Source organism: Stutzerimonas stutzeri (assembly GCF_024448895.1).
In the GTDB taxonomy this organism is placed as follows: domain Bacteria; phylum Pseudomonadota; class Gammaproteobacteria; order Pseudomonadales; family Pseudomonadaceae; genus Stutzerimonas; species Stutzerimonas stutzeri_Q.
Genome location: NZ_JAMOIC010000033.1, coordinates 1 through 20,357 on the forward strand (window position 1 = coordinate 1; position 20,357 = coordinate 20,357).

Below are 20,357 nucleotides of genomic sequence, written 5' to 3' on the forward strand. Positions count from 1 at the left end.
GAACAAATGCATTCACGTCATAGCCGCGGCCGAAAAAGAATCGTGTTGCAGTCACTGCGAGTTAGCTGTTTCGGATGGTCGGGACTACCTACGCAAGGCGTATCTCGGCGCCCCTTTCTATGTGGCTAACGCTGTGCCAACCGTTTTGGAGTTCTGCCCAGATCCAGACAAAGAAGACTGTGATGGCAAGTCACCTGAAGAGCTGCCTGGCCGTGGCCGTAAGCTAATCACCTTCACTGACAGCCGTCAGGGTACTGCTCGAATGGCTGTACGCATGCAGCAAGAGGCCGAACGCTCACGGCTGCGGGGTCTGGTATTCGAAATTTTGCGTAATGCACAGGCAAAGATAGAGTCAGCACCACAAGATATTCCTACCGGTAACTACGAGGAACTCATTAGGCAGGCTGAAACGCTTGAAAAAATGGGAATGGCCGGAGTTGCAGCCGATATTCGAGCCAAAGCTGTTCAGGTGAAAACTGGCGTTGGTAGTTGGAGTAGAGCTGCGGTATTGAGCTGGGATGAAATGGTTCATGAGTTGGCGAGTTCGAAGGATGTCGACGGATCAATTCTCGAATACAACAAGTACGCAAACCCCATGCTATTTGAGGGAAACAAAGCAGCTGGCACCATGGCGCGTTTACTACTTGCACGCGAATATGCGCGCAGACCAAAAAATCAGAACAGCACTGAAACCTTAGGACTGGTTAAAGTCGGCTACGCAGGTCTAGAAAAAATTCAAACAGCTCCTAACTTTTGGTTAGAAGCGAAGGCGTGCCCTGCTACAGGTAATCCAGCTGACGCCAAAACTAACCTGACGTTAGCCGACTGGAAGGACTTCCTCAAGGTTGCTCTGGATTTTTATGTGAGGGAGAACACTTTCATTAATCTAGATCGCGCTATGCAGTCTTGGATGGGGAGCCGCTTTACCGCAAAAACACTGTTTCCCCCAAACCGTGACATCGTAGAGAGCACGACCAGCAAAAAATGGCCGCAGATAAAACCCGGTGCGGGCAGCCGACTGGTCAAGCTGCTCGCGCTAGGTACGGGGCTGAGCCGAACCATTTCTGTAGACCGCGACAAGATCAATCTTTGGTTAGAGTCGGCATGGAAAGATTTGATCCTAGCTAACATCCTTGAGTCGTCCGGAGAGGGGTATGCACTTAATGTCAATACATTGACGTTCGCTTTGCCAAGTGATGCTTGGGTTTGCCCACTGACACAGCGTCTGTTCGATACTACCTTCCGCGGTCTGACCCCGTATCTACCGATCAACCTCATGGCGCGCGACTACCGCTGCACCCCGGTAAAACTACCTGCGTTGTTCAAGCTGCGTACTGATGGCAGCGCTACGCCTAAATTGACTCAAATTCGCAGTTTGGTTGATCAAGACTTAGAGATAAAAAAACTTCGCGATGAAAACCTCTGGACGGATGTGTCCGATCGCACGGTTGAAGGCGGCTTCTACTACCGCACCGCTGAGCACTCCGCCCAGCAATCCTCAGTCAAGCTGGATAACTATGTCGAACTGTTCAAACGCGGAAAAATTAACGTACTGAACTGCTCAACTACAATGGAAATGGGTGTGGATATTGGTGGTATTTCAGCCGTTGTAATGAATAACGTTCCTCCACACCCGGCTAATTACTTGCAGCGGGCCGGCCGTGCGGGACGGCGCAGCGAAGCCCGCGCGTTTGCCTACACCTTATGCAAGGCAGACCCGCACAATCAACGTGCGTTCAGCCAGCCAAAATGGCCTTTTGTTACCGCTATACCCGCGCCGAGTATTACGCTGAGTTCCGACCGTATCGTTCAGCGCCATGTGAACTCCCTATTGCTGTCCATATTCCTGCGCTCGCAGACCAGCTCTGACGGCGATCGGACAAAACTGACGGTTAAGTGGTTCTTTGGTGGCGATGAGTCGCCGTGCAGCAACTTTGTAGATTGGCTGCAAAGTCAGCCAGCCGAGATCGTTGATCCGATACAAATGCTTGTTAAGCGTACCGGGCTGAGCGGCCGCTCATTAGTTTCAATATGCGCTGATGCGTTAGAAATTCTTGAAGTTATTCAGGCATGTTGGATCAATGAATATCGCAAGCTCAATGAAAGATTACTGACTGCCACTGACCAGGCTTACAAGAAGGCACTAAGCCTTGAGCTGAAGCGTCATGAAAATGAGTATCTACTTCGCGACCTTGCCTCCCGTGCTTTCCTCCCTGGCTATGGTTTCCCCACAGATGTTGTCAGTCTTAACACCTACAACATCGAGGACTTCATAAACCAAAATCAGCAGAAGGCTGATAACAGTCGCGAAGACAATATTTTCAATGCCAAAGAACAGCCGTCTCGTGGTCTCAACATTGCCATTCGCGAATATGCTCCAGGTTCCCAAGTCGTTATTGACGGTCGTGTATACCGCTCCGCCGGTGTCAGCATGCAATTTAACCAAACCCAAAAGTTCGATATGGCTTGGCGCTGCGGCGAATGTGGCGCTGGGGGGGTGGCAGAAAATGCTTACAGCAATAGCAATGAGCTTAAGTGCTCACACTGTCAGGCTGAGATTAAAATCGATGAGCGGAAAATGGTGCTCAGACCCGCTGGCTTTGTAACGGACTTCTTCGAGCCCACCAGCAACGATATTAACTCACAAAAATTCATTCGGGTTGAACGGCCTCGTATACAACTGGTTGGCGAGTCACAAGCACTACCCGACAGCCGCTGCGGTCACATACGGTTTGGTCATGATGGCAAGGTTTTCTATCACTCATCAGGTGAACACGAAAAAGGTTATGCGGTGTGCATGGCCTGCGGTCGGGCTGAGTCGATGAATATCTCCGGTGATATTCCAATCGCGCTTCAAGCAGATAAATACCACCGTCCTGTTGGTGGTATTACCGGTAGCCGTAAGGAAAAAGACTGCTCGGGGGCAACTGTTAAAGCTAATGTTTTTCTAGGCTATCAAATTCAAACGGACGTGTTAGAGCTGTGCCTGAAAAGCCCAAAAACAGGCCTGTGGTTATCGGATACTGACCAGGACCAAATCATTGCAACTACTATGGCCGTAGCTTTGCGTGAGGTGATTGCGGATCAGTTGGGTATTAGTAGCACCGAAATGGGCTTTAGCTTTCGACTGGATAAAGATTTGCACACGGGCAACGGGCGCTCGGTGATTCAGATCTTTGACCAGGTCAGTGGCGGCGCAGGCTTTGCCTTGGCTGGGCTTAACGATGTAGTGAGTCTATTGAATAAGGCTGCTAGAAAATTAGAGTGTCGAGCTGACTGCGAAAACATCTGCTCATGCTGCCTAGCGAGCAAAGACAGTCGTGTCGAAGTAGAAGAGTTGGATCGCAGAGCTGCCAAACAATGGCTTGAGGTTAATGAATTTTTAAGTCACCTTAGTTTGCCAGAAATATTTGCGGGTATTGCAGGAGCTGCCTATTGCTCAGTAGGGCCGCAGCGCTATATTCGCTCAGCGATAAATAGGGCCGACAACAGCAATGGCGACACTGTTATCCAGCTGGCCTTGCGTGGAGAAGTTAAGGACTGGGATCTCAATCTACCGTCGTTTCGGGACAAAATTTTGACCTGGCAATTGGTCGATAAACTTCAAGTGCGTATAGGTGTACAAGCCTCGGATACGCTAACCCAGGAGACCAAACAGAGCTTGGCTGTTTTGGGCAAGCTCGGGATCAAAGTGTATGAAATGGATGAACAGTGGAACCAATATGGTGTGCCGATGGTAGCCCAAATTTGCTGTTCGAGTCGTACTCAAAGTCTATTCAGCTCTGTCGAAGAAGCTTGCCTACCAAGTGAACACTGGTTAGATGCGGATGACACCAGCACGTGGGTAACATCCAGTGTTTTACCAAGAATCCTCACCCAAGAAATCGACACTGCAGCATGGAATGTTGTCGAGGCAGGCGCGAAGGTGGTTGAAATCACTGGCCAATTGAATGGTCCTATTAGCAGTTTGAAAATGCGCGTGGAAAAGCTGTTCTCAAATGAAGTGCCTGAGCTCATGCAGCGCATCAAGAGCGACGAAGCGGTGTCTATTAGCTACTCAGATCGTTATCTGAAATCTCCGTGGTCGGTGATGCTGCTCGGCAGCTTCCTTTCATTGTTCAAAAGCGACCGGCTAGCGACTCTAAAAATTCAAACGTTAGAGCCCGCTAATACTCAAATTCCAAACTCGCTCAACCATGACTGGAAGGAGACTGAGGATCTCGTCGCAGTGATGAAGCTCTGGCTCGGTAGCATCCTGAACACGACCCTCGAACTCCAGATCAAACAAAGATCGCGCGATTTACAACACGGAAGGGTGATCACTGTGGATTGGGCGTCTGGGCTACAGAGTAAGATATTCCTTGATCAAGGTATGGGCTACTGGCTGGCCCGCACGCACTATAAAGACCAACTGGGTTTTGATTTCTATCAAAGCTATGAAGGCCAAGCCAAAGCGATGCTTGATAGCTTCAGCATCACCAACATGGCCGCTGCTGGTGAGTGGCCGACCTACATCACAGTCCTAACCAAGTAGATAGGCATGACATGCGGGTCAGCAGACCCGCAACTTGGCAATGACTCAGAACGGCCTTCGCAGAATATGCTGAGCGTCTACCGGACGCTGACCGACAGCAACGGGTTTACTTCAGCCGGTCACGACGGGCAGCTATTGGCCGGTTTCTGCCTGTCACGACCTACAGCAACCGACCCAGAGCTGCCTTTGCTTTACGCCATCATAAAGTCATCAATGTCAGCGATCGAACAAAGCAATTGAGACTGCGCGACACCGTAGGCTAGAGCCAGATCCACGCTGCTACTTAGCATCAAGGCCTGATTGCGGTCTAGGTCGAAGGCAGCTGTAGTCAGGTCTCCGAGCTTGTCGAACTCTGCGTTAATCTCAGCAATGACGCGACGATAGGTTTCGTCCAGGGAGTCAACGTAGGCTGCCATTTCCGCTCGCACTTGATCAGCGCACTTCTCTGAAAGGCCTTCGGCGAACTGCACCATCATTTTGCCTGAGATCGATCCGATTACTCCGCCCAGGATCGGGATTGGGATCAACGTTTGGCCTGCAGCCGTAGCCAGCAAGACAATAGCGGATTCCGCACAGACGATTAAACCAAGATCGACAAACTCATCGCCGCTGATCCTACCTGCAGCCAAATCGGTCGACAGCGAGGCCATCCCTTTAGCTGCACTCACTATGGCGCCGGCAAAGGGGGCAGACAGTCCTGCGTAATTAGTAAGTGCGTATATTGCTCCACCGGCAACGGCACCACCAACAAAGCCCTTCCCCGATGCGAGCCCGACATCCTTCCAGTCTTCGCTGGTGAAGTCACCTCTAAAAACGTTTTTTCCTTCCTTTGCTTTGCCATAGAGCGCGGTGCCAAGCGTGATAGCGGCGCTCACACCACCAGCGATTGCCGCGGCCTGGGCCATTCCAGCCAGGGATGGGGCATGCTCACTGGTGATCTCTTCGGCGCGCTCCTCGTTGCGCTGCTGAAAGTCTTCTTCATTACCATCAAGCGTCTCTTGTACCTTTCCCTGCTGTACGTCTGCATAGTTCGATACGCTGGGTTGGACGGCTTCCTGAAACGATCGACCTGTTTGGGCTTCAATCTGGGCGATCTTGTCCTTGATGGCATCGACGGTCGAACTCTTGAGTCCCTCAACATGCTCACCATTGATAATCTTGATAATTACGTCGAATTGGTCTTTGGGTAGTACATAGCCTCCTGTCGTACCAAACTCAGGGTATTTATCCAAATGCTCAAGGGTATGTGCGAGCGCATTGTTAATACCGTTAATGAACTTTGATTGGATTGCCTGCCCATCGAGAAAGTAATCCTCCATCGCGGTACGGGCTACGCCCTCGAACGTAGCCGGCGGCTGCATGCCTTCCAAAATTGCACGTCCATTCCTTATTCCAACATCCAAGAACTCGGCGATCTCACCGTGCTTAGTCAGCTCACTGCCAAGGATGTGCTCTGGGGTCGAAATAGTCTCCCTAACCCACCGAATCTGATCCATGGCTCGCGCCAAGGCCGCATCGTTTTGCAGCAGGAAGTCAGCGCAGGCCTGCTCCCGTGTTTTATTCAATGCCCCTACGACGATGCCGCTTAGCTGGTCTCGTAGGATGTGAGCTGTCGGTGCCTCGCTCATTTCACGTCAACCTTCTTGTTGAGCAGAGCGGACAGCGATTTGACGTGGTTTACTAGGCTACCGATGCATTCACGTTGATTCGCAGAGAAGTCGGAGTAGTCGTCTGGAGCTGTGGACACTAAGCGTTCCAATAGCACTTTCACGCCATTAACGTGTTGTTGGGTGAGATCGAGCACTCTCCTTATTTCCTGAAGTGCTGCATTGAGGCGGCGGATGTGCACCTCAAGCTCTTTCCGACGGTGATTCGCTTCATCTGCGATCTTGCTGTTCTTGCTGCGAGCAAATAGGCCTCCACCAACCAATGCTGCGCCGCCTATGGCCCAGCCTACAGGGCCAGCCAGAGCAAGAAGTGCAGATCCCCCTGACATCCCACCTCCCCCTGCAACCAATGCCCCACCTCCCAACCAAGCGAGCGCAGCGTTCGTCGCAGCGGCGCCGGATAGGGCGGAGATAGCAGTACCTGTCGACGCAGTTCCGAATGTAGTCGCAATAGCCATCGCAGCGGTTGGCGCGAAAGCGGCTGTGCCGACGCCGGCTGCTATGCCCGCGGCAGCAGTGCCGCCGGCCTTGAAATTGGCAGCCTGGGCTTCGAGTTCTAAGTCATGGAGCAGGTTCGAGAACACTGTAAATTCGGCACGGTATTCAGCGAACGTTTTGTCGAACTCCTTAGGCGTGTTGGCCAAAGAGTTGATGTAACCTTCCACCTCAGGGATCACTTTATCGCTGCTAGATTTTCGAGCTTTGAAAAGTGTTTCCGCTGCCTTCTGCGCGTCACTGCAAATTGATGCATAGGTCTTCTGAGCAGTATCAAGCGCTGTCAGCGCATCCTTTTTGAGTCCACCGTTCAGCATTGTTTGTGTCCTTTCATTATAGAGAGGGGCGCCACGTGATTCACTGTTGCCATGTCTTTTCTCACTACCGACTGCTCGCGCCGGCGGTTGTCACGGCGCGTGCCGTCTCATCGCCGTTATGCGAAGGTTCATTGATTCACGAATCAGACGAGGCCTGGTGACTACCGAAATGACGTCAGTAAAAACCCAGGTGCTCGACTTTCTATCGGCACGCTCATAAAAACTTTGAGACGATCTGACAGACAGTCACGCTGGCGCTCTTAGCGTTATGCCGAAGCTTATGCCCGGAATCTGTAGCCCCGCTGTGCTCGAAGTAGCAGCAGAAAATCCAACGAGGGCATTGCATCGGCAGTTTTCTTTTCTGCGTCGACGGTGCGTTCAAAACAGAGCCCCGAGCCGGTGATCTCGTTTCCGCTTCGATGCTACTGAGTTGGCAGCGGCCCGATACTCAGCGGATGGCTCTAATGGAACCCCGCCGTCATACCGTCTATTCGAGGGCTTTGCGGTTCGTTTCCTTCAGATCTAAGCAAGGCGTACCGAACTTACCTGGCGCTCGCCTAGCGTTGCGAAAACGGTCGAGAGGATTCGATTCGAAAAAATTTCAGTCCTACATCACTGCAACGACATCACCACCAGGAGGTTTCCCCCATGTCTTTGCAGTGCCCTCAATGCCAGTCATCCAAAGTCGTTTCGTTTCATCACGCCATGAAAATCGCCGCTGCAGTAGGCACCGTCGGTGGTGCAGCCCGTGGCGTCAGCGCGGCACTGGCTGGCGGTCAGGCCGGTGCGTCTATCGGCGCTATCGCTGGGCCTATCGGAATCACCATAGGAGCCGCCTCGGGCGCGATCCTCGGCGGTTTGGTCGGTGGTGTGGGCGGCTGTGCGCTAGGCGCTCAGCTAGGTGAAAGGCTCGACCGACACGTCTTGGCCCACAACCTCTGCCTCGATTGCACTAACAGCTTCAACCTGCCGGCCTGATCCGGCTCCAGTTCACCCATTCGAAAACAAGTCTTCCGGACGGTGCTGCGCTTGGCGCAGCGCTTATGCCGGCTTGCACCCAAAGGAATTGCTCACATGGCACATCTCATCGAAACCATGGCTTATGCAGGTGCTACCCCCTGGCATGGTCTAGGCAACCATCTAACCCGGAAGCAACCCATCGAGGTCTGGCAGCGCGAAGCTGGTATGGACTGGGATATCCAGGAAAGCCCGGTGCATTTCAAGTCAGGTGCGGTCGGGCACCTAGGCGCGATCCATTCATTTCCCGAACAAAAGGTGCTCTTCCGCTCTGATACCAAGGCACCGCTTTCGGTAGTTTCCAACCGTTACCACACGGTTCAGCCACGCGAGGTGCTGGAGTTCTATCGAGACCTCACCGAGGTTTCTGGCTATGAGCTAGAGACTGCGGGCGTGCTCAAAGGCGGCCGCAAGTTCTGGGCGCTGGCACGCACAGGCCAGAACGCTGCGCTTAAGGGTAACGACCAGGTGAACGGTTATCTGCTGCTGGCCACGTCCTGTGACGGCACGCTGGCTACGACCGCAACGCCTACCACGGTGCGCGTGGTGTGCAACAACACGCTTACCATTGCCTTGGATGGCACCGCTCGGGGTATCAAGGTGCCGCACAACACTCGATTCGATCCTAAGGCGGTGAAGAAGCAGTTGGGCGTCGCCGTCTCGCAATGGGACGAATTTATGTACCGCATGCGCCATCTGGCCGAGCGCAAGGTGCAATGGCATGAAGCGATGGGCTTCTTCATGAACGTCATGTGCGAAGTCAGCCCTAACAAACCCATGCCTGAAGCGCTCCCAAATGAACGAGCATTGCGCAAGGTTCAGGAGCTATATGAAGGGCGCGGCCGTGGAAGCCAGCTGGAGTCGTCTCGCGGCACCGCTTGGGGTCTGCTCAACGCGGTGACTGAATATGTCGACCACGAGCGTCGTGCCCGCAGCAACGAGTACCGCATGGATTCGGCCTGGTTCGGCCAGGGCGCTCAGATCAAACAAAGAGCTTTGGACACAGCCCTGCAGCTAGTGGCCTGACCACTCTTCCCTCCCTCGTCCCTTTAACGCCCGGTCAGCCGCATAGCTGATCGGGCGTTTTTATTTCCGCTAGGTGAACGCTATGAAAGCGACTCCATTGAGCAACTTACGCAAAACAAGGCCGGCGCTGCGCCTGATCAGTACCAAGGAGCTACTCCGCGAAGACTGGCTGCAGATTCGAAAACGAGGCATCGGGAGTTCGGATGCCGCAGCGGCAGTCGGTCTGAATCCTTACAAATCGCAGCTGGAACTGTGGTTGGAGAAGACTGGACGCGACGCCATGTTGCCGAAGGCCGATCCTGATGATGAGGAAAGCCCGATGTACTGGGGCAATGTCCTGGAGCCCATCGTGGCCTGGCATTACAGCAAACGTACCAAGAACAAGGTCCGCCGCATCAATGCCGTTCTGCAGCATCCGGATCCAGAGCTGTCCTGGATGCTGGCCAATATAGATCGCGAGGTGATCGGCGCCGAGGATGTGCAGATCCTCGAATGCAAGACAGCCGGCATAAACGGCGCACGCCTCTGGAAAGAAGGCGTGCCTGAGTATGTGCAACTGCAGGTGATGCATCAGCTTGCCGTGACAGGCAAGCAGGCGGCGGATGTGGCGGTTGTGCTCGGCGGTCAGCATTTGGAGATCCATCGCATCGAGCGCGACGAGCAAATGATTGCCCGCTTGATCGAGCTGGAGCGAAAGTTCTGGCAGTACGTCGAATCTAATACGCCGCCACCAGCAGATGGCACTGCCTCTGCTGAAGCTGCCCTGCGGTGCTTGTTCCCAACGGATTCGGGCGAGACCGTGGATTTAAGCGGGCATGCTGGCTTGTCGGCCGCCTACATCGAGCTTAAGGCCCTGCGCCAGTCGATAGCCGATAAGCAAACGCGCGAAGCCCAGCTCAAGCAAATGCTGCAGCAAGCCATGGGCGATGCCAGTCGAGCGAAGTTCACCAACGGCTACATCAGTTGGCGAAAGGCCAAAGACAGTGTCGGCTTTGACGTGTCCCGATTACTCAAGGAACGGCCGCATCTACAAGCCAAGTACTCACTGACCAAGCCCGGGGCGCGGCGCTTCTTGGTCGGCTGATTCTCACCCCTTTCACCCTTCCCTCCCCTTGGTCAGTCCAAGCAGTTCGCGCTGCGTGGCTGGCCTTTTTTTATTCAGGAGAACCACCATGCTCAAAGGCTTGGCTATAACCCCGCCTGTACTCGGCCGCATTTCCATCGGCAAGGTCATCGAGAAGAACGGCAAGCGTCTGCCGGAGAAGGACGACCAGTTCACCATCACCTCACAGGTACAGAGTCGAGACGGCTGGCTGGTGCATCCGCTCAACGATGAGCTGCGCGAAGGCAAGGACAACAAACTGCGCAGCATCCCGGTTCGTTTGCTGTTCAACGAACCGGAACTGAACTTCCGCGCAGACTATTCGCTGTTCAATCGCCAGACCGGACGCCCGATGTGCGTGGGTAATGGTGAAACCTGCAAGCGCATCACCCCGGAGGGCATGCAGTCCCTCCCCTGCCCCTCGCCAGATGCCTGCTCGTTAGCCAAAGGTGGTGCCTGCAAACCATACGGTCGGCTGAACGTGCTCATCGGTGACGACGATCCGTTGGGCAGCTTTGTGTTCCGCACCACCGGCTTTAACAGCATCCGCACCCTCGCCGCTCGACTGCACTATTTCCAAGCCATTTCCGGTAATCGCCTCGCTTGTTTGCCGCTGGAGCTTCGGCTGCGTGGCAAATCAACCCGGCAAAGCCATGGCACACCGATCTTCTACACCGACCTGACCGTGCGCAGCGGGATGGACATGAGCGAGGCGCTTCAAGCAGTGAATGAGCTTGATACGCAGCGACAAGCGACTGGTTTCGACCAGGCTGCGCTGGATGATGCGGCGCGACGCGGTTTCAGTAACGGCGCCTTCGAGGACAGTGAGGAAGACGCCGGGGCCGTCGTTGAGGAATTCTTTCCTGCCGACAGCAACGTAGAGCCAGGTCCAAAACCCGCACCACACCTAACAGCCAAATCCAGTTTGGCTGACAAGCTTGAAGCCCAATACCAGCATCAATCACTGAACGCCTAACGCCGGCAGACTACCCATGGAGCAAAACATGAAACTGCACAAACTCAGGGCCGGCGAAACTACCGGGACCTACCTCGTCGAGTCACCTCTAACTGAGGCCGACATCCTGCTCATGGCCCAGCAACTGGCCAGCCAAAGACTGAGCCGTGGCCGCAAGCTCACCGAGCCCAAGCAAGTCTTCACCCATCTGCAAACCTTGCTCGCTGGGTATGAACATGAAGTCTTTGCGCTGCTCCTGCTGGACAGCAAACACCGAGTGATCGCCTTTCGCGAGCTGTTTCGCGGCACCCTCGACAGTGCCAGCGTCTACCCGCGTGAAGTCGTCAAGCTAGCGCTGCAATGCAACGCTGCAGCTGTAATCTTGGTACACAATCACCCGTCTGGCGACCCCGAGCCAAGCCAGGCCGACCGCGTGTTGACTGGCAAGTTGAAGGCGGCTTTGGATTTAGTCGGCGTCCGGACGCTCGACCATATCGTGGTTGGCAGTGAAGGCTGTGTGTCATTGGCTGAGCTGGGACATTTATGATGGCGATGCTTAAAGCCCTTGCAGCTCTGTTCACGTTCATCGGAATCCTCGCCGGATGCCTAGCGGCTTTGCTGGTCGTGTTACTGCTGGTTCGCTGTCCCCTGCTAGTGCTTCCGGTTCTGCTGGCCTGTTGTATCTTCAGCACTATCCAGCGAAGCACAGACAAAAGCCCTTCAACATCGGCCTAAACGGGCGGGGGCAGCTTAACGGCTGCCCACGCTGCGGTTATTTTTTTGTTCCAGCTAACTGACTGGCGGCTATCGGCCCAATAGCTGCCATTCAAACTTCAGCTGCAAATGGAGCGGTAGCCGATAAGAACAGGAATTTGGTCAATGTTACGTGCAAAGCGAGTAGCGAGTCGTTGCACGTAACAAGACCACGTATCAACTCTTAGTCGTGAGAATGACCGTGGCTTTCGACTTCGGACTGGGTTTCCGGCTCGCCACCGCCACATGCCGACAGTAGCCCAATCAGGCAAACCAAAAGCAGGGAGCGGGTCAGGGTAGTCGTGGTTTTCATCGTCTATTCCTTCTAATTTCGATCATGGATGTTGAGGCCCAGCGCCTGATGACGCTGGGATTTTCACCTTACATAGCGCGTTTGACGCTCAGGTACTCGCCCTTGGTCTTGAGTGTTATGGTCACGTCTCTATTGCTGCGGTTGCGCCAGAACCAACCATGGGTGCCATCGAAGATGGCGGTGAACTCGCCTTTGTCCCCCGTGATCTGCTTCGCCTTGCTGTAGCTGTGGTAGTAGCCCTTGGGGCCGTTGTAGGGCTCGCCATGGGTGTCGTGGTTGACCGGTACGCCATTGGTCGTCCACTCGTAGCTGACAGTGGCCTTGTCCAGCATCTCCAGCTTGATTTCACTGGCCTCGCCCGGCTTCAGCGTGACGGTCACTTCATCCGACTTCAGGGCTGGCTCAGGCTCAGCTACGGGTTCGGCCACAGGTCCTGCTGCAACAGGTTCTTCAACTACCGGCTGAACAGGCACGGGAGCTTGAGCAACTGGAGCCGCAGCTGGCTGAACCGCTGCATCCGCTATAGCTTCTTCGGCCAAGGTTTTCTTCATTTCTCCCATCTGGGTCAGGCCGAGTACCCGGCCGACACCCGTTGGGTCGATGGCATATTCAGAAGGCATCACCACAGTAACCAGCAAGGCAGCAGCAACACCCACTGCGATCACAGTGGAGCGCAGCAGTTGGCGGCTGGTCGGTAATTCGCTTTGGGTCGGAAGCTTGGTATTGAACATGCTGAGAATTCCTTATTAAGACACGATGAGGCCGGTGAGCTGGTAACCCATCAACAGGAAACCGGCGCTCATCATGGCGACGTTGGCGGTATAGGCATGACGCCAGAAGCTGGCGGTGCGTCGCCAGTAGCCCATGAGAATCAGGATGGCGCTCAAGGCCAGCAGCTGACCAATTTCGACGCCGACGTTGAAGGCGATCAGATTGGCAATCAGGCCGTCTGCCGAAATCTCGTATTCCTGGATCTTGGTTGCCAGACCGAAGCCATGCAGCAAACCAAAGATCAGCGTGGCCGCCTTGGTATTGGGCTGATGGCCGAACCAGCGCTGAAATGCGCCCAGGTTATCCAGCGCCTTGTACACCACCGAGAAACCGATAATGGCGTCGATCACATAGGAGCTGATGCTGATTTCCGCCAGTACGCCCAGCAGCAGGGTCACGGTGTGGCCCACGGCAAACAGGGTGACGTAGAGCCCCACGTCTTTCAGGCGGTAGAGAAAGAAGATCACCCCGAACAGGAACAAAAGGTGGTCGTACCCCGTGATCATGTGCTTTGCGCCCATGTAGATGAATGGCAGCACCATCACCCCTGAGCTTTCCTGGATAAAGCCCTTGTCGCCCTCGGCCACAGCGTGAGCCAGCGCGTCAGGTATGCCGAGAAACAGCAATGCGGTGAATAACAGCAGCAGTATTAGCGAGCGGTTTGGGCGCACGGAAAATGCGCCCATACCGAGCATGGATTGCGAATGCATGGTTGAGTCCTAAGTTGCAGTGGTCTTGGCCGCATAGCGGCCTGTGTCAGAGCGCAAATCTGGGCCGTGGTGGCCGCTCGATCAGAAAGATCGGACTAGGAGGAATGGAGTAGCGACGGGCTTCTATCGGCCGCGCACGCTCTGGCAGCGTGCTGATGCTCGGCAGTGCGGTCAGGTGCGGTGTTTCATGCAGATGGTCGGCGGTCAGCGGCGAGTGGCAGTGATCTCCGTACGCAGCACAGGCCAGCGTCTCGTCACCATGGGTATGCGCATGACCGGTGTCATCACCATCCCAAGCCTGCTGGCTCGACCCCATAAACAGCGCAGAGGTATGCCCAGCCCAAGCCATCAATATGGCGAGAGCAAGGGCATAAATCACCTTGGTGCTGATGGGATTGCTGAGCATGTTGTGGTTCTTTCGATGCCTAAGCGGGTGGCTTTTCTGGAGGGGTGGTCGGTTTGACCATATCCCCCCCAGGGGGATAGCATGCGAGCGTAATTCATCGATGCACGAGACTCAAGGCATGAGCGATCACGAACACGGACATCAGCACCAAAGCCATAGCGATATCGTCAAAAGGTTGAAGCGTGCGGAGGGCCATCTGCGCAGCATCGTCACCATGATCGAAGACAGCCGTGCCTGCGTCGACATCGCTCAGCAGCTGCATGCCGTGGAAAAAGCCGTCTGCCAGGCCAAGCGTGTGCTGATCCAGGATCATATCGACCACTGCCTGGAACACACGGTCGAAGCACTTGCGACAGGCGAGCGCGCATCACTCGAAGACTTCAAGCAAATAACCAAGTACCTCTAGGCCCCTCCCATGTCAAGTTTCGCCGAACTGCTGCAACAAGGGGCCTCGCAGGCTTGGCTGTATTTCCCCAGCGCCATCCTGCTAGGTGCCCTGCACGGCCTGGAGCCCGGGCACTCGAAGACCATGATGGCGGCGTTTATCGTGGCCATTCGTGGCACGGTGAAGCAGGCCATTCTGCTGGGTCTTGCCGCAACACTTTCGCACACCGTGGTGGTCTGGCTAGTGGCAATGGCCGGCATGTACCTAGGACAGAACCTGGATGCTGAAACCACCGAGCCTTACTTCCAACTCGCGTCCGCCGCCATCATTATTACCATCGCCCTATGGATGCTTTGGCGCACCTGGCGGGGCGAGCAGATGTGGCGTTTCGAGGAGGGCGATGAGCATCAGCACGATCATTACCACCACGACGTAACGCACCGTATCGATACCGGGCATGGGCGTATCGAGCTGTCGATCTTCGAAGAAGGCGTCCCTCCGCACTGGCGACTGAAGACCTTGAGTGGTCAAGCCTGGCCAGCGGCTGAGGTGAGTTTGCTGACTACTCGCCCCGATGAACTGGCCCAACAGTTTCGCTTCGTCGACCGCGGGGACTACCTGGAGTCAGTGGACGAGATTCCCGAGCCCCACGAATTCATTGCGCGCCTGAGCCTGGGCCATGCCGGTCATTCGCACGACTATGACCTGGAGTTTCGCGAGCATGGCTATGAACATGATCACGCCGAGCTGGAGGGGCTTGAGCTGTCATTGGAGGGCTACCAGGACGCCCATGAGCGGGCGCATGCCAACGACATCCGCAAGCGCTTCAGCAACCGCAACGTTACCACCGGCCAGATCATCTTGTTCGGCCTAACGGGCGGGCTGATTCCCTGCCCGGCAGCGATCACCGTTCTGTTGCTCTGCCTACAAGTGAAGGAAGTCGCCCTGGGTGCCGTCCTGGTGTTGTGCTTCAGTATTGGTCTGGCCATCACCTTGGTCAGCGTGGGCGCAGCCGCTGCTATCGGCGCCCGCCAAGCCTCCAATCGCTGGCCCTGGTTGGGTGTTGTGGCGCGTCGTGCGCCTTACCTGTCCAGCGTGCTTATTATTGGCGTGGGGATTTACGTCGGCGTCCACGGCTGGGTCGGCCTGAACGCTTAGTCGATGTGGGAGTTATCCGGCTACTTCGGCCTTTTCCTCGCCTCCTTCGGTGCCGCCACGCTGTTTCTCATGCAGTCGGAGGCGGTACTGGTCGGGTTGCTGCTGACTGACCGCTATGCGGCCTGGTCGCTGCTGGCGGTGGCCACTACAGGTAATGTGCTGGGCTCGGTGCTGAACTGGCTGCTGAGCCGCTCTATCGAGCACTACCGGCACAAGCGCTGGTTTCCCGTCAGCGAAGGCAAACTGGAGGAGCCCAGCAGGCTTATCATCGCTTCGGGCGCTGTTCGCTGCTGCTCAGTTGGTTGTCGATAATTGGTGATCCACTCACAGTCGTCGCGGGCGTCATGCGAAAACCCTTCTGGAGCTTCCTGCTCATCGGACACTGGCCAAGGCCATCCGCTATCTGCTGCGTGCGCTGACACTGGGGTGGCTCGGGTGAACCTGCAGGCGCGATGCCAGCTGGATTTAACCAAGTGGTTGGCCATCTTGCTGCACTGAAAATGATCCGCTCGTTCAGCTAGCGCAGGCGCTTTTCTTCATAACTCTGTCCAATGAAGGCCTTTTGCCATATCTTACAGGGGTGATCTGTGTCACACACAACAAGAAGCTGAAAAGGAGTTCCTCATGAAGAAGTTTACTGCTGTCCTTATTGCTGCTGTTCTCGCCCTAACCTCTGTAGCGGCCCTCGCGCACAGCGGTGGTACGGACTCGAAAGGCTGTCACCGCAACCACAAAACGGGCGATTACCACTGCCATTAAGCATTCGCCAGTAGCGGCCGGCCGTCTCACATTTGTGGCGGCCAGCTACCTGGATAGGCACCGGGTGGGCCGGCCAGCGCCGTGCCATCCAGCAAAGCCATCGATCAAGTAACGCGCGTCCAAGCCCATAGCCTCCAGGGTGGCGGCAATGCCCTGGCTGATTTCATGGCCCTTGGCGCAATACAGAATAACTGGTCTGTCACGCAAAACCTGATCCTTCCAGGTGAAGACATCCTCGGGATCACGCCACTGTGCGCCGGGAATTTCTACACCGTCGGCAAGCCGCACGCCGTTACGGCGCAAATCCAGAAAAGTGAACGTTCGATCTGCTGCCTGCCATTCCGCCAGTTCGCATATCGAGATTCTGCTCATCCTCCATCTCTCAGTTTTGCAGTAGGTGTACCACCAGTCCGACCAACGCACTGGCCATCAGTACTTGGATGACGCCACGCTTGTAGCGGAACAAGGCCATTGCTGCCGCCAGGGCAATTAACGCCGAAGGCCAGTCGAAACTCCCCTCGAAGCCCTGTGGCCAGAGCACGTGATAGCCGAAGAACAACGCCAGGTTGAGGATCACTCCGACAACGGCGGCGGTGATGGCCGTCAGCGGTGCGGTGAACTTCAGTTCGTTGTGTGTTGACTCCACCAGCGGGCCGCCCGCGAGGATAAATAGGAAGGACGGCAGGAAAGTGAACCAGGTCACCAGGCTGGCGGCCACGGCTCCAACTAGGAAGGCTTGTTCAGCACCGTACACCTGCGGCACATAGGCGCCAACGAAACCGACGAAGGCTACGACCATGATCAGCGGCCCGGGCGTGGTTTCACCCAGGGCCAGGCCGTCGATCATCTGCGTCGGGGTCAGCCAGCCATAGTGTCCGACTGCGCCCTGATAGACATAGGGCAGCACCGCGTAGGCGCCGCCGAAGGTCAGTAGCGCAGCCTTAGTGAAGAACCAGCCCATCTGAGTCAGCGTGCCTTCCCAGCCGAACAGCGCGATCAACAGGCCCATGGGCAACGCCCACAGCGCCGCGCCTATCGCCGCCAGCGAGACCAGGCGCTGCCAGCGGAAGCGTGCATGTTCAGGTGTCGGGGTGTCGTCATCGATCAGCGCCGGGCCGAAGGACTGCTTGGTCGCACCGTGGCCGCCGCCGACGCTAAATTTCTCTGGGGCGAAACGCCCACCAAAATAACCGATCACGGCGGCACCCAGCACGATCAGCGGGAACGGCAGACTGAGGGCGAAGATGGCCACGAACGAGGCGGCGGCTATCGCCCATAGCCAGTTGTTCTTCAGCGCGCGGGAGCCGATGCGGTGAGCAGCCTGCACCACGATGGCGGTTACGGCGGGCTTGATCCCATAGAACAGTCCGGCCACCACCGGTACATCGCCGAAGGCGATATAGACCCATGACAGCGCGATCAGGATAAACAGTGAGGGCAGGACGAACAGTACTCCGGCAATCACCCCGCCCCAGGTGCGGTGCATCAACCAGCCGATATAGGTGGCCAGCTGTTGGGCCTCCGGGCCGGGCAGCAGCATGCAGTAGTTAAGGGCATGCAGAAAACGCCGCTCAGAGATCCAGCGCCGACGCTCCACCAGTTCCCGGTGCATGATCGAGATCTGTCCGGCAGGGCCGCCGAAGCTGATGAAACCGAGCTTGAGCCAGAACAGAAAAGCTTGAAGTAAACTTACAGGTTCGGCACGTTGCAGATCCTGTTCTACAGGCGGAAGTGGGATCTCATTCATCAGAGGTCTCTTCTTTCACGAATGCCGCCTGCAACCCATCGAAGATGGCGCAAGCAGCCGTTAGCAGCTGGTCGTCATTGAGGATGGTTTCGCGCAGCCCGGCCAATACACGCTCGATGCCGGCAGCCTCGGCGGGCTGAGCGCCACCGACATCAAGGTAATGCACCAGCGCAGCAACGCGGCTTAGGCCTGGCTCGGCCAGCGAAAAGCTGGCTTGTAGAGTGTCGAAGGTGACGCGACTGCCGGCATGGCTAAAGGTCGCGCCGTCGAAATCGAAACCCAGCGCCTCAGCAGGGCAATCACTTGGCGTGTCCAGCCAGAGAATGCGGGCGCTCGGATCAATGTGGCGCCGGATCAGCCAGGCGCTGGCCAGGCGGTCAACCCATGGCCGCTTTCGCGTAGCCCAGAGGCGGCCTTGGTAGTCGCGACGATCAAGCTGCTCGATAGGCTGCTCGTGGCTGCTCGGCTCATCCTGCGACAGCGCCCGACTGATGGCTGTTTCCAGGGCGTTGAGTGCTGTATCGGTCTGTTGCCGCTCAGCCGCAGGGAAAAAGTCGATAGTCGCCAGTTGCGCAAATCCTTTGCGCAGTTTGCGTACTTGCTTGGTGCTGGTGAGGGCGTTATCCGGAGTCAGCTGGGCCTGGCACGCCTCGATATCGACACGCAGCTTGGCGTAGTCCTCTCTACGGTCGAACAGCTCGATAAAGCGCTCGCCATGGGGATCATTGATGGGCAACAGAAAGGCTGTGCCATTGCTACTCCGGATGTCGCGCTCAACAGCCTCCAATGCTTCTCGGCAAGCGGGAGTGTCTGGCATCAAATAGGCCCCGTCGCGCAGTACCGCCGCGCCACTGCTCTTGAGGGCACGCCAAGCGCGCATACGCTCTGTGGCGTTAGCGGTCGGCAAGGCGATGATCAGGGATAGCCAGTTTTTCATGTAGAGCAAGATACTGTTTAGGTAATAAACTCTACTCTATTCCTGCTCTGAGCGATTGTGAAGCACCATAATAGGCCAATAATCACCTATTACGACTAGCCGCTTTTGGCCGGTTGCCGCCGTTCAACTCGTTACCTCCCGGTGTCTACCCCACAATGCTCCGAAAACTCGCCCGATAGTCAGTAGGCTTCAGATGCACATGCTGGGCTAGGTCACCTGACAGTATGAACAGACGCGGCCCGTCCCTGAATTGAAACACCCGGTAGAGATGGAATTGCTCATCCACTTCGTTGGAAAACATCAGCTCGTTGTGGCTGACCAGAAATGACGAACCCAATCCAGCATTGGTGGTTTTCACCTCAATGAAGCGTTCACGGGCGTCATCTTCGAACGAAAGAATGTCAAAGCCGGTGCCATCCCCCTGGGTGTCCGATATCCAGTCCAGTCGCTGAAACAATTCTGGATGGCCCTGTTCGGTAAGGCGATGCTGCTCATAGCCAATCACCCAGTGCTCCCCTGCCCGGCCCAGCTTACGGTTGGCCTCATCACGCGCGGCATAATCGAACTTGCGGGGCAAGCGTTGCCGAGTGAATGCCGGTGTGTGTACGAGTACTTCTCGGGCGGGCGCTTCGACCAAAGCTGCCAGGTAGGTTTTGTCGCCGGGCATCTTCACTTCTTCCAGCGCGTCGACGATGGTGCCGACCGACTGTTGATGTTTCAGTACATAAGCGTGTACGGATTTACGCAGCAGCAGTTGACTGTTGCCCCTGGGCTTGTAGCCGTTGATGTACGGCAGCCCGAGAGCATCGAGTACGGCACTGATGTTCTGATGCTTGAGCTCGACTGAGGATTTGCTCCGGCCGTTGAGAAATCGGCGGAGTGTTAGGTTGTGCTCGGACTTGTTGTATGGCTCTCCGGCGGCTTCGGCGCGCAGCATGTCGAAGTAGTCGTTGACCGTAGCTGTTACCTCGGTCTCGGACCAATCTTCACCGATGCGAACGATGGTGAACCCCAGCTTGGTCAGCGCGGGTACCACCGTGGCTTCGCCCCCCGAAAAGCTGTCTGCTGCGAGCGGCCCTTGGTCGGGAAATTGCTTGCCGAAAGCGACGCCAGCAATGGCCTTGGAATCGCAATCAGTGGCTGTCTTAGGATCGCGAACGAGAAAGTCTCGCGACTTGCCATAGCCATAGCGAGCCAGGAATTTGGTTCGGCCAAGCTGCACGAACTCATCGATCGCGGCCTGTACGACAGCGGGGCTTCGCAGTTGGGAAACCTGAGACACGTTATCGGTCCTTCCATGATGGT

19 protein-coding genes and 1 pseudogene are annotated in these 20,357 nt (G+C 55.9%); 10 read left to right on the forward strand and 10 right to left on the reverse strand.

Translation table 11 applies throughout. The features are described from left to right. Positions 1-133 precede the first annotated feature (133 nt). Positions 134-4,534 carry a helicase-related protein gene (locus NA619_RS23035; protein WP_255964116.1) on the forward strand — a complete coding sequence of 1,467 codons (4,401 nt, stop codon included), beginning with the start codon at positions 134-136 and terminating at the stop codon, positions 4,532-4,534. 191 nt (positions 4,535-4,725) lie between these two features. Here NA619_RS23035 and NA619_RS23040 read toward each other — a convergent pair whose 3' ends face one another. Beyond that, positions 4,726-6,162 carry a hypothetical protein gene (locus NA619_RS23040; RefSeq protein WP_255964117.1) on the reverse strand — a complete coding sequence of 479 codons (1,437 nt, stop codon included), beginning with the start codon at positions 6,160-6,162 and terminating at the stop codon, positions 4,726-4,728. After that, a complete protein-coding gene (locus NA619_RS23045) occupies positions 6,159-7,013 on the reverse strand; it encodes a hypothetical protein (RefSeq protein WP_255964118.1) in 855 nt (284 codons plus the stop codon). Before NA619_RS23045 ends, NA619_RS23040 begins: the two co-directional genes overlap by 4 nt. Positions 7,014-7,661: 648 nt before the next feature. Here NA619_RS23045 and NA619_RS23050 point away from each other — a divergent pair. The 5 genes from NA619_RS23050 to radC all read left to right on the forward strand — a co-directional run bounded on the left by NA619_RS23050 (position 7,662) and on the right by radC (position 11,660). Next, entirely contained in the window at positions 7,662-7,991 is a 330-nt protein-coding gene (locus NA619_RS23050; protein ID WP_255964119.1) for a hypothetical protein, read from the forward strand. 96 nt (positions 7,992-8,087) lie between these two features. Beyond that, complete coding sequence (locus NA619_RS23055) at positions 8,088-9,056, forward strand: DUF932 domain-containing protein (protein ID WP_255964120.1); 969 nt, start codon at positions 8,088-8,090, stop codon at positions 9,054-9,056. An 82-nt stretch (positions 9,057-9,138) separates the two neighbouring features. After that, positions 9,139-10,140 carry a YqaJ viral recombinase family protein gene (locus NA619_RS23060; RefSeq protein WP_255964121.1) on the forward strand — a complete coding sequence of 334 codons (1,002 nt, stop codon included), beginning with the start codon at positions 9,139-9,141 and terminating at the stop codon, positions 10,138-10,140. Between the two features lie 88 nt (positions 10,141-10,228). Beyond that, the gene (locus tag NA619_RS23065; RefSeq protein WP_255964123.1) at positions 10,229-11,134 is read left to right on the forward strand and encodes a hydrolase or metal-binding protein; all 906 of its coding nucleotides are present in this window, start codon (positions 10,229-10,231) and stop codon (positions 11,132-11,134) included. Positions 11,135-11,162: 28 nt separating this feature from the next. Then, complete coding sequence (gene radC, locus NA619_RS23070) at positions 11,163-11,660, forward strand: RadC family protein (RefSeq protein ID WP_255964124.1); 498 nt, start codon at positions 11,163-11,165, stop codon at positions 11,658-11,660. 390 nt (positions 11,661-12,050) lie between these two features. Here the strand turns inward: radC and NA619_RS23080 are convergent, their stop codons facing one another. The 4 genes from NA619_RS23080 to NA619_RS23095 form a co-directional block, all read right to left on the reverse strand. Further along, positions 12,051-12,179, reverse strand: coding sequence for a hypothetical protein (locus tag NA619_RS23080; protein ID WP_255964125.1), 129 nt, complete (start codon positions 12,177-12,179; stop codon positions 12,051-12,053). Positions 12,180-12,247: 68 nt separating this feature from the next. Beyond that, positions 12,248-12,910 carry a transmembrane anchor protein gene (locus NA619_RS23085; RefSeq protein ID WP_255964126.1) on the reverse strand — a complete coding sequence of 221 codons (663 nt, stop codon included), beginning with the start codon at positions 12,908-12,910 and terminating at the stop codon, positions 12,248-12,250. Between the two features lie 15 nt (positions 12,911-12,925). Then, on the reverse strand, positions 12,926-13,660 hold the full coding sequence (locus NA619_RS23090; protein ID WP_255964127.1) for a HupE/UreJ family protein: 735 nt from the start codon (positions 13,658-13,660) through the stop codon (positions 12,926-12,928). A 46-nt stretch (positions 13,661-13,706) separates the two neighbouring features. Next, a complete protein-coding gene (locus tag NA619_RS23095; protein ID WP_255964129.1) occupies positions 13,707-14,066 on the reverse strand; it encodes a hypothetical protein in 360 nt (119 codons plus the stop codon). Between the two features lie 118 nt (positions 14,067-14,184). Between NA619_RS23095 and mreA the strand changes: the two genes are divergently transcribed. From mreA to NA619_RS23115, 4 genes and pseudogenes are all read left to right on the forward strand, one after another. Further along, the gene (mreA, locus tag NA619_RS23100) at positions 14,185-14,472 is read left to right on the forward strand and encodes a metal-sensing transcriptional repressor MreA (RefSeq protein WP_255964131.1); all 288 of its coding nucleotides are present in this window, start codon (positions 14,185-14,187) and stop codon (positions 14,470-14,472) included. A gap of 9 nt (positions 14,473-14,481) precedes the next feature. Continuing rightward, on the forward strand, positions 14,482-15,609 hold the full coding sequence (locus NA619_RS23105) for a nickel/cobalt efflux transporter (RefSeq protein ID WP_255964132.1): 1,128 nt from the start codon (positions 14,482-14,484) through the stop codon (positions 15,607-15,609). A 3-nt stretch (positions 15,610-15,612) separates the two neighbouring features. Then, positions 15,613-16,048 (forward strand): annotated as a pseudogene (locus tag NA619_RS23110) (YqaA family protein). Positions 16,049-16,233: 185 nt separating this feature from the next. After that, positions 16,234-16,368, forward strand: a complete 135-nt coding sequence (locus NA619_RS23115) for a YHYH domain-containing protein (protein WP_255964134.1) — start codon at positions 16,234-16,236, stop codon at positions 16,366-16,368. Between the two features lie 45 nt (positions 16,369-16,413). Here the strand turns inward: NA619_RS23115 and NA619_RS23120 are convergent, their stop codons facing one another. The 4 genes from NA619_RS23120 to NA619_RS23135 all read right to left on the reverse strand — a co-directional run bounded on the left by NA619_RS23120 (position 16,414) and on the right by NA619_RS23135 (position 20,334). Continuing rightward, a complete protein-coding gene (locus tag NA619_RS23120) occupies positions 16,414-16,740 on the reverse strand; it encodes a rhodanese-like domain-containing protein (protein WP_255964136.1) in 327 nt (108 codons plus the stop codon). Between the two features lie 10 nt (positions 16,741-16,750). Further along, on the reverse strand, positions 16,751-18,115 hold the full coding sequence (chrA, locus tag NA619_RS23125; RefSeq protein WP_255964137.1) for a chromate efflux transporter: 1,365 nt from the start codon (positions 18,113-18,115) through the stop codon (positions 16,751-16,753). Continuing rightward, entirely contained in the window at positions 18,108-19,052 is a 945-nt protein-coding gene (locus NA619_RS23130; protein WP_255964139.1) for a chromate resistance protein ChrB domain-containing protein, read from the reverse strand. Before NA619_RS23130 ends, chrA begins: the two co-directional genes overlap by 8 nt. A gap of 145 nt (positions 19,053-19,197) precedes the next feature. After that, positions 19,198-20,334, reverse strand: coding sequence for a protein NO VEIN domain-containing protein (locus tag NA619_RS23135; RefSeq protein WP_255964140.1), 1,137 nt, complete (start codon positions 20,332-20,334; stop codon positions 19,198-19,200). Positions 20,335-20,357 lie beyond the last annotated feature (23 nt).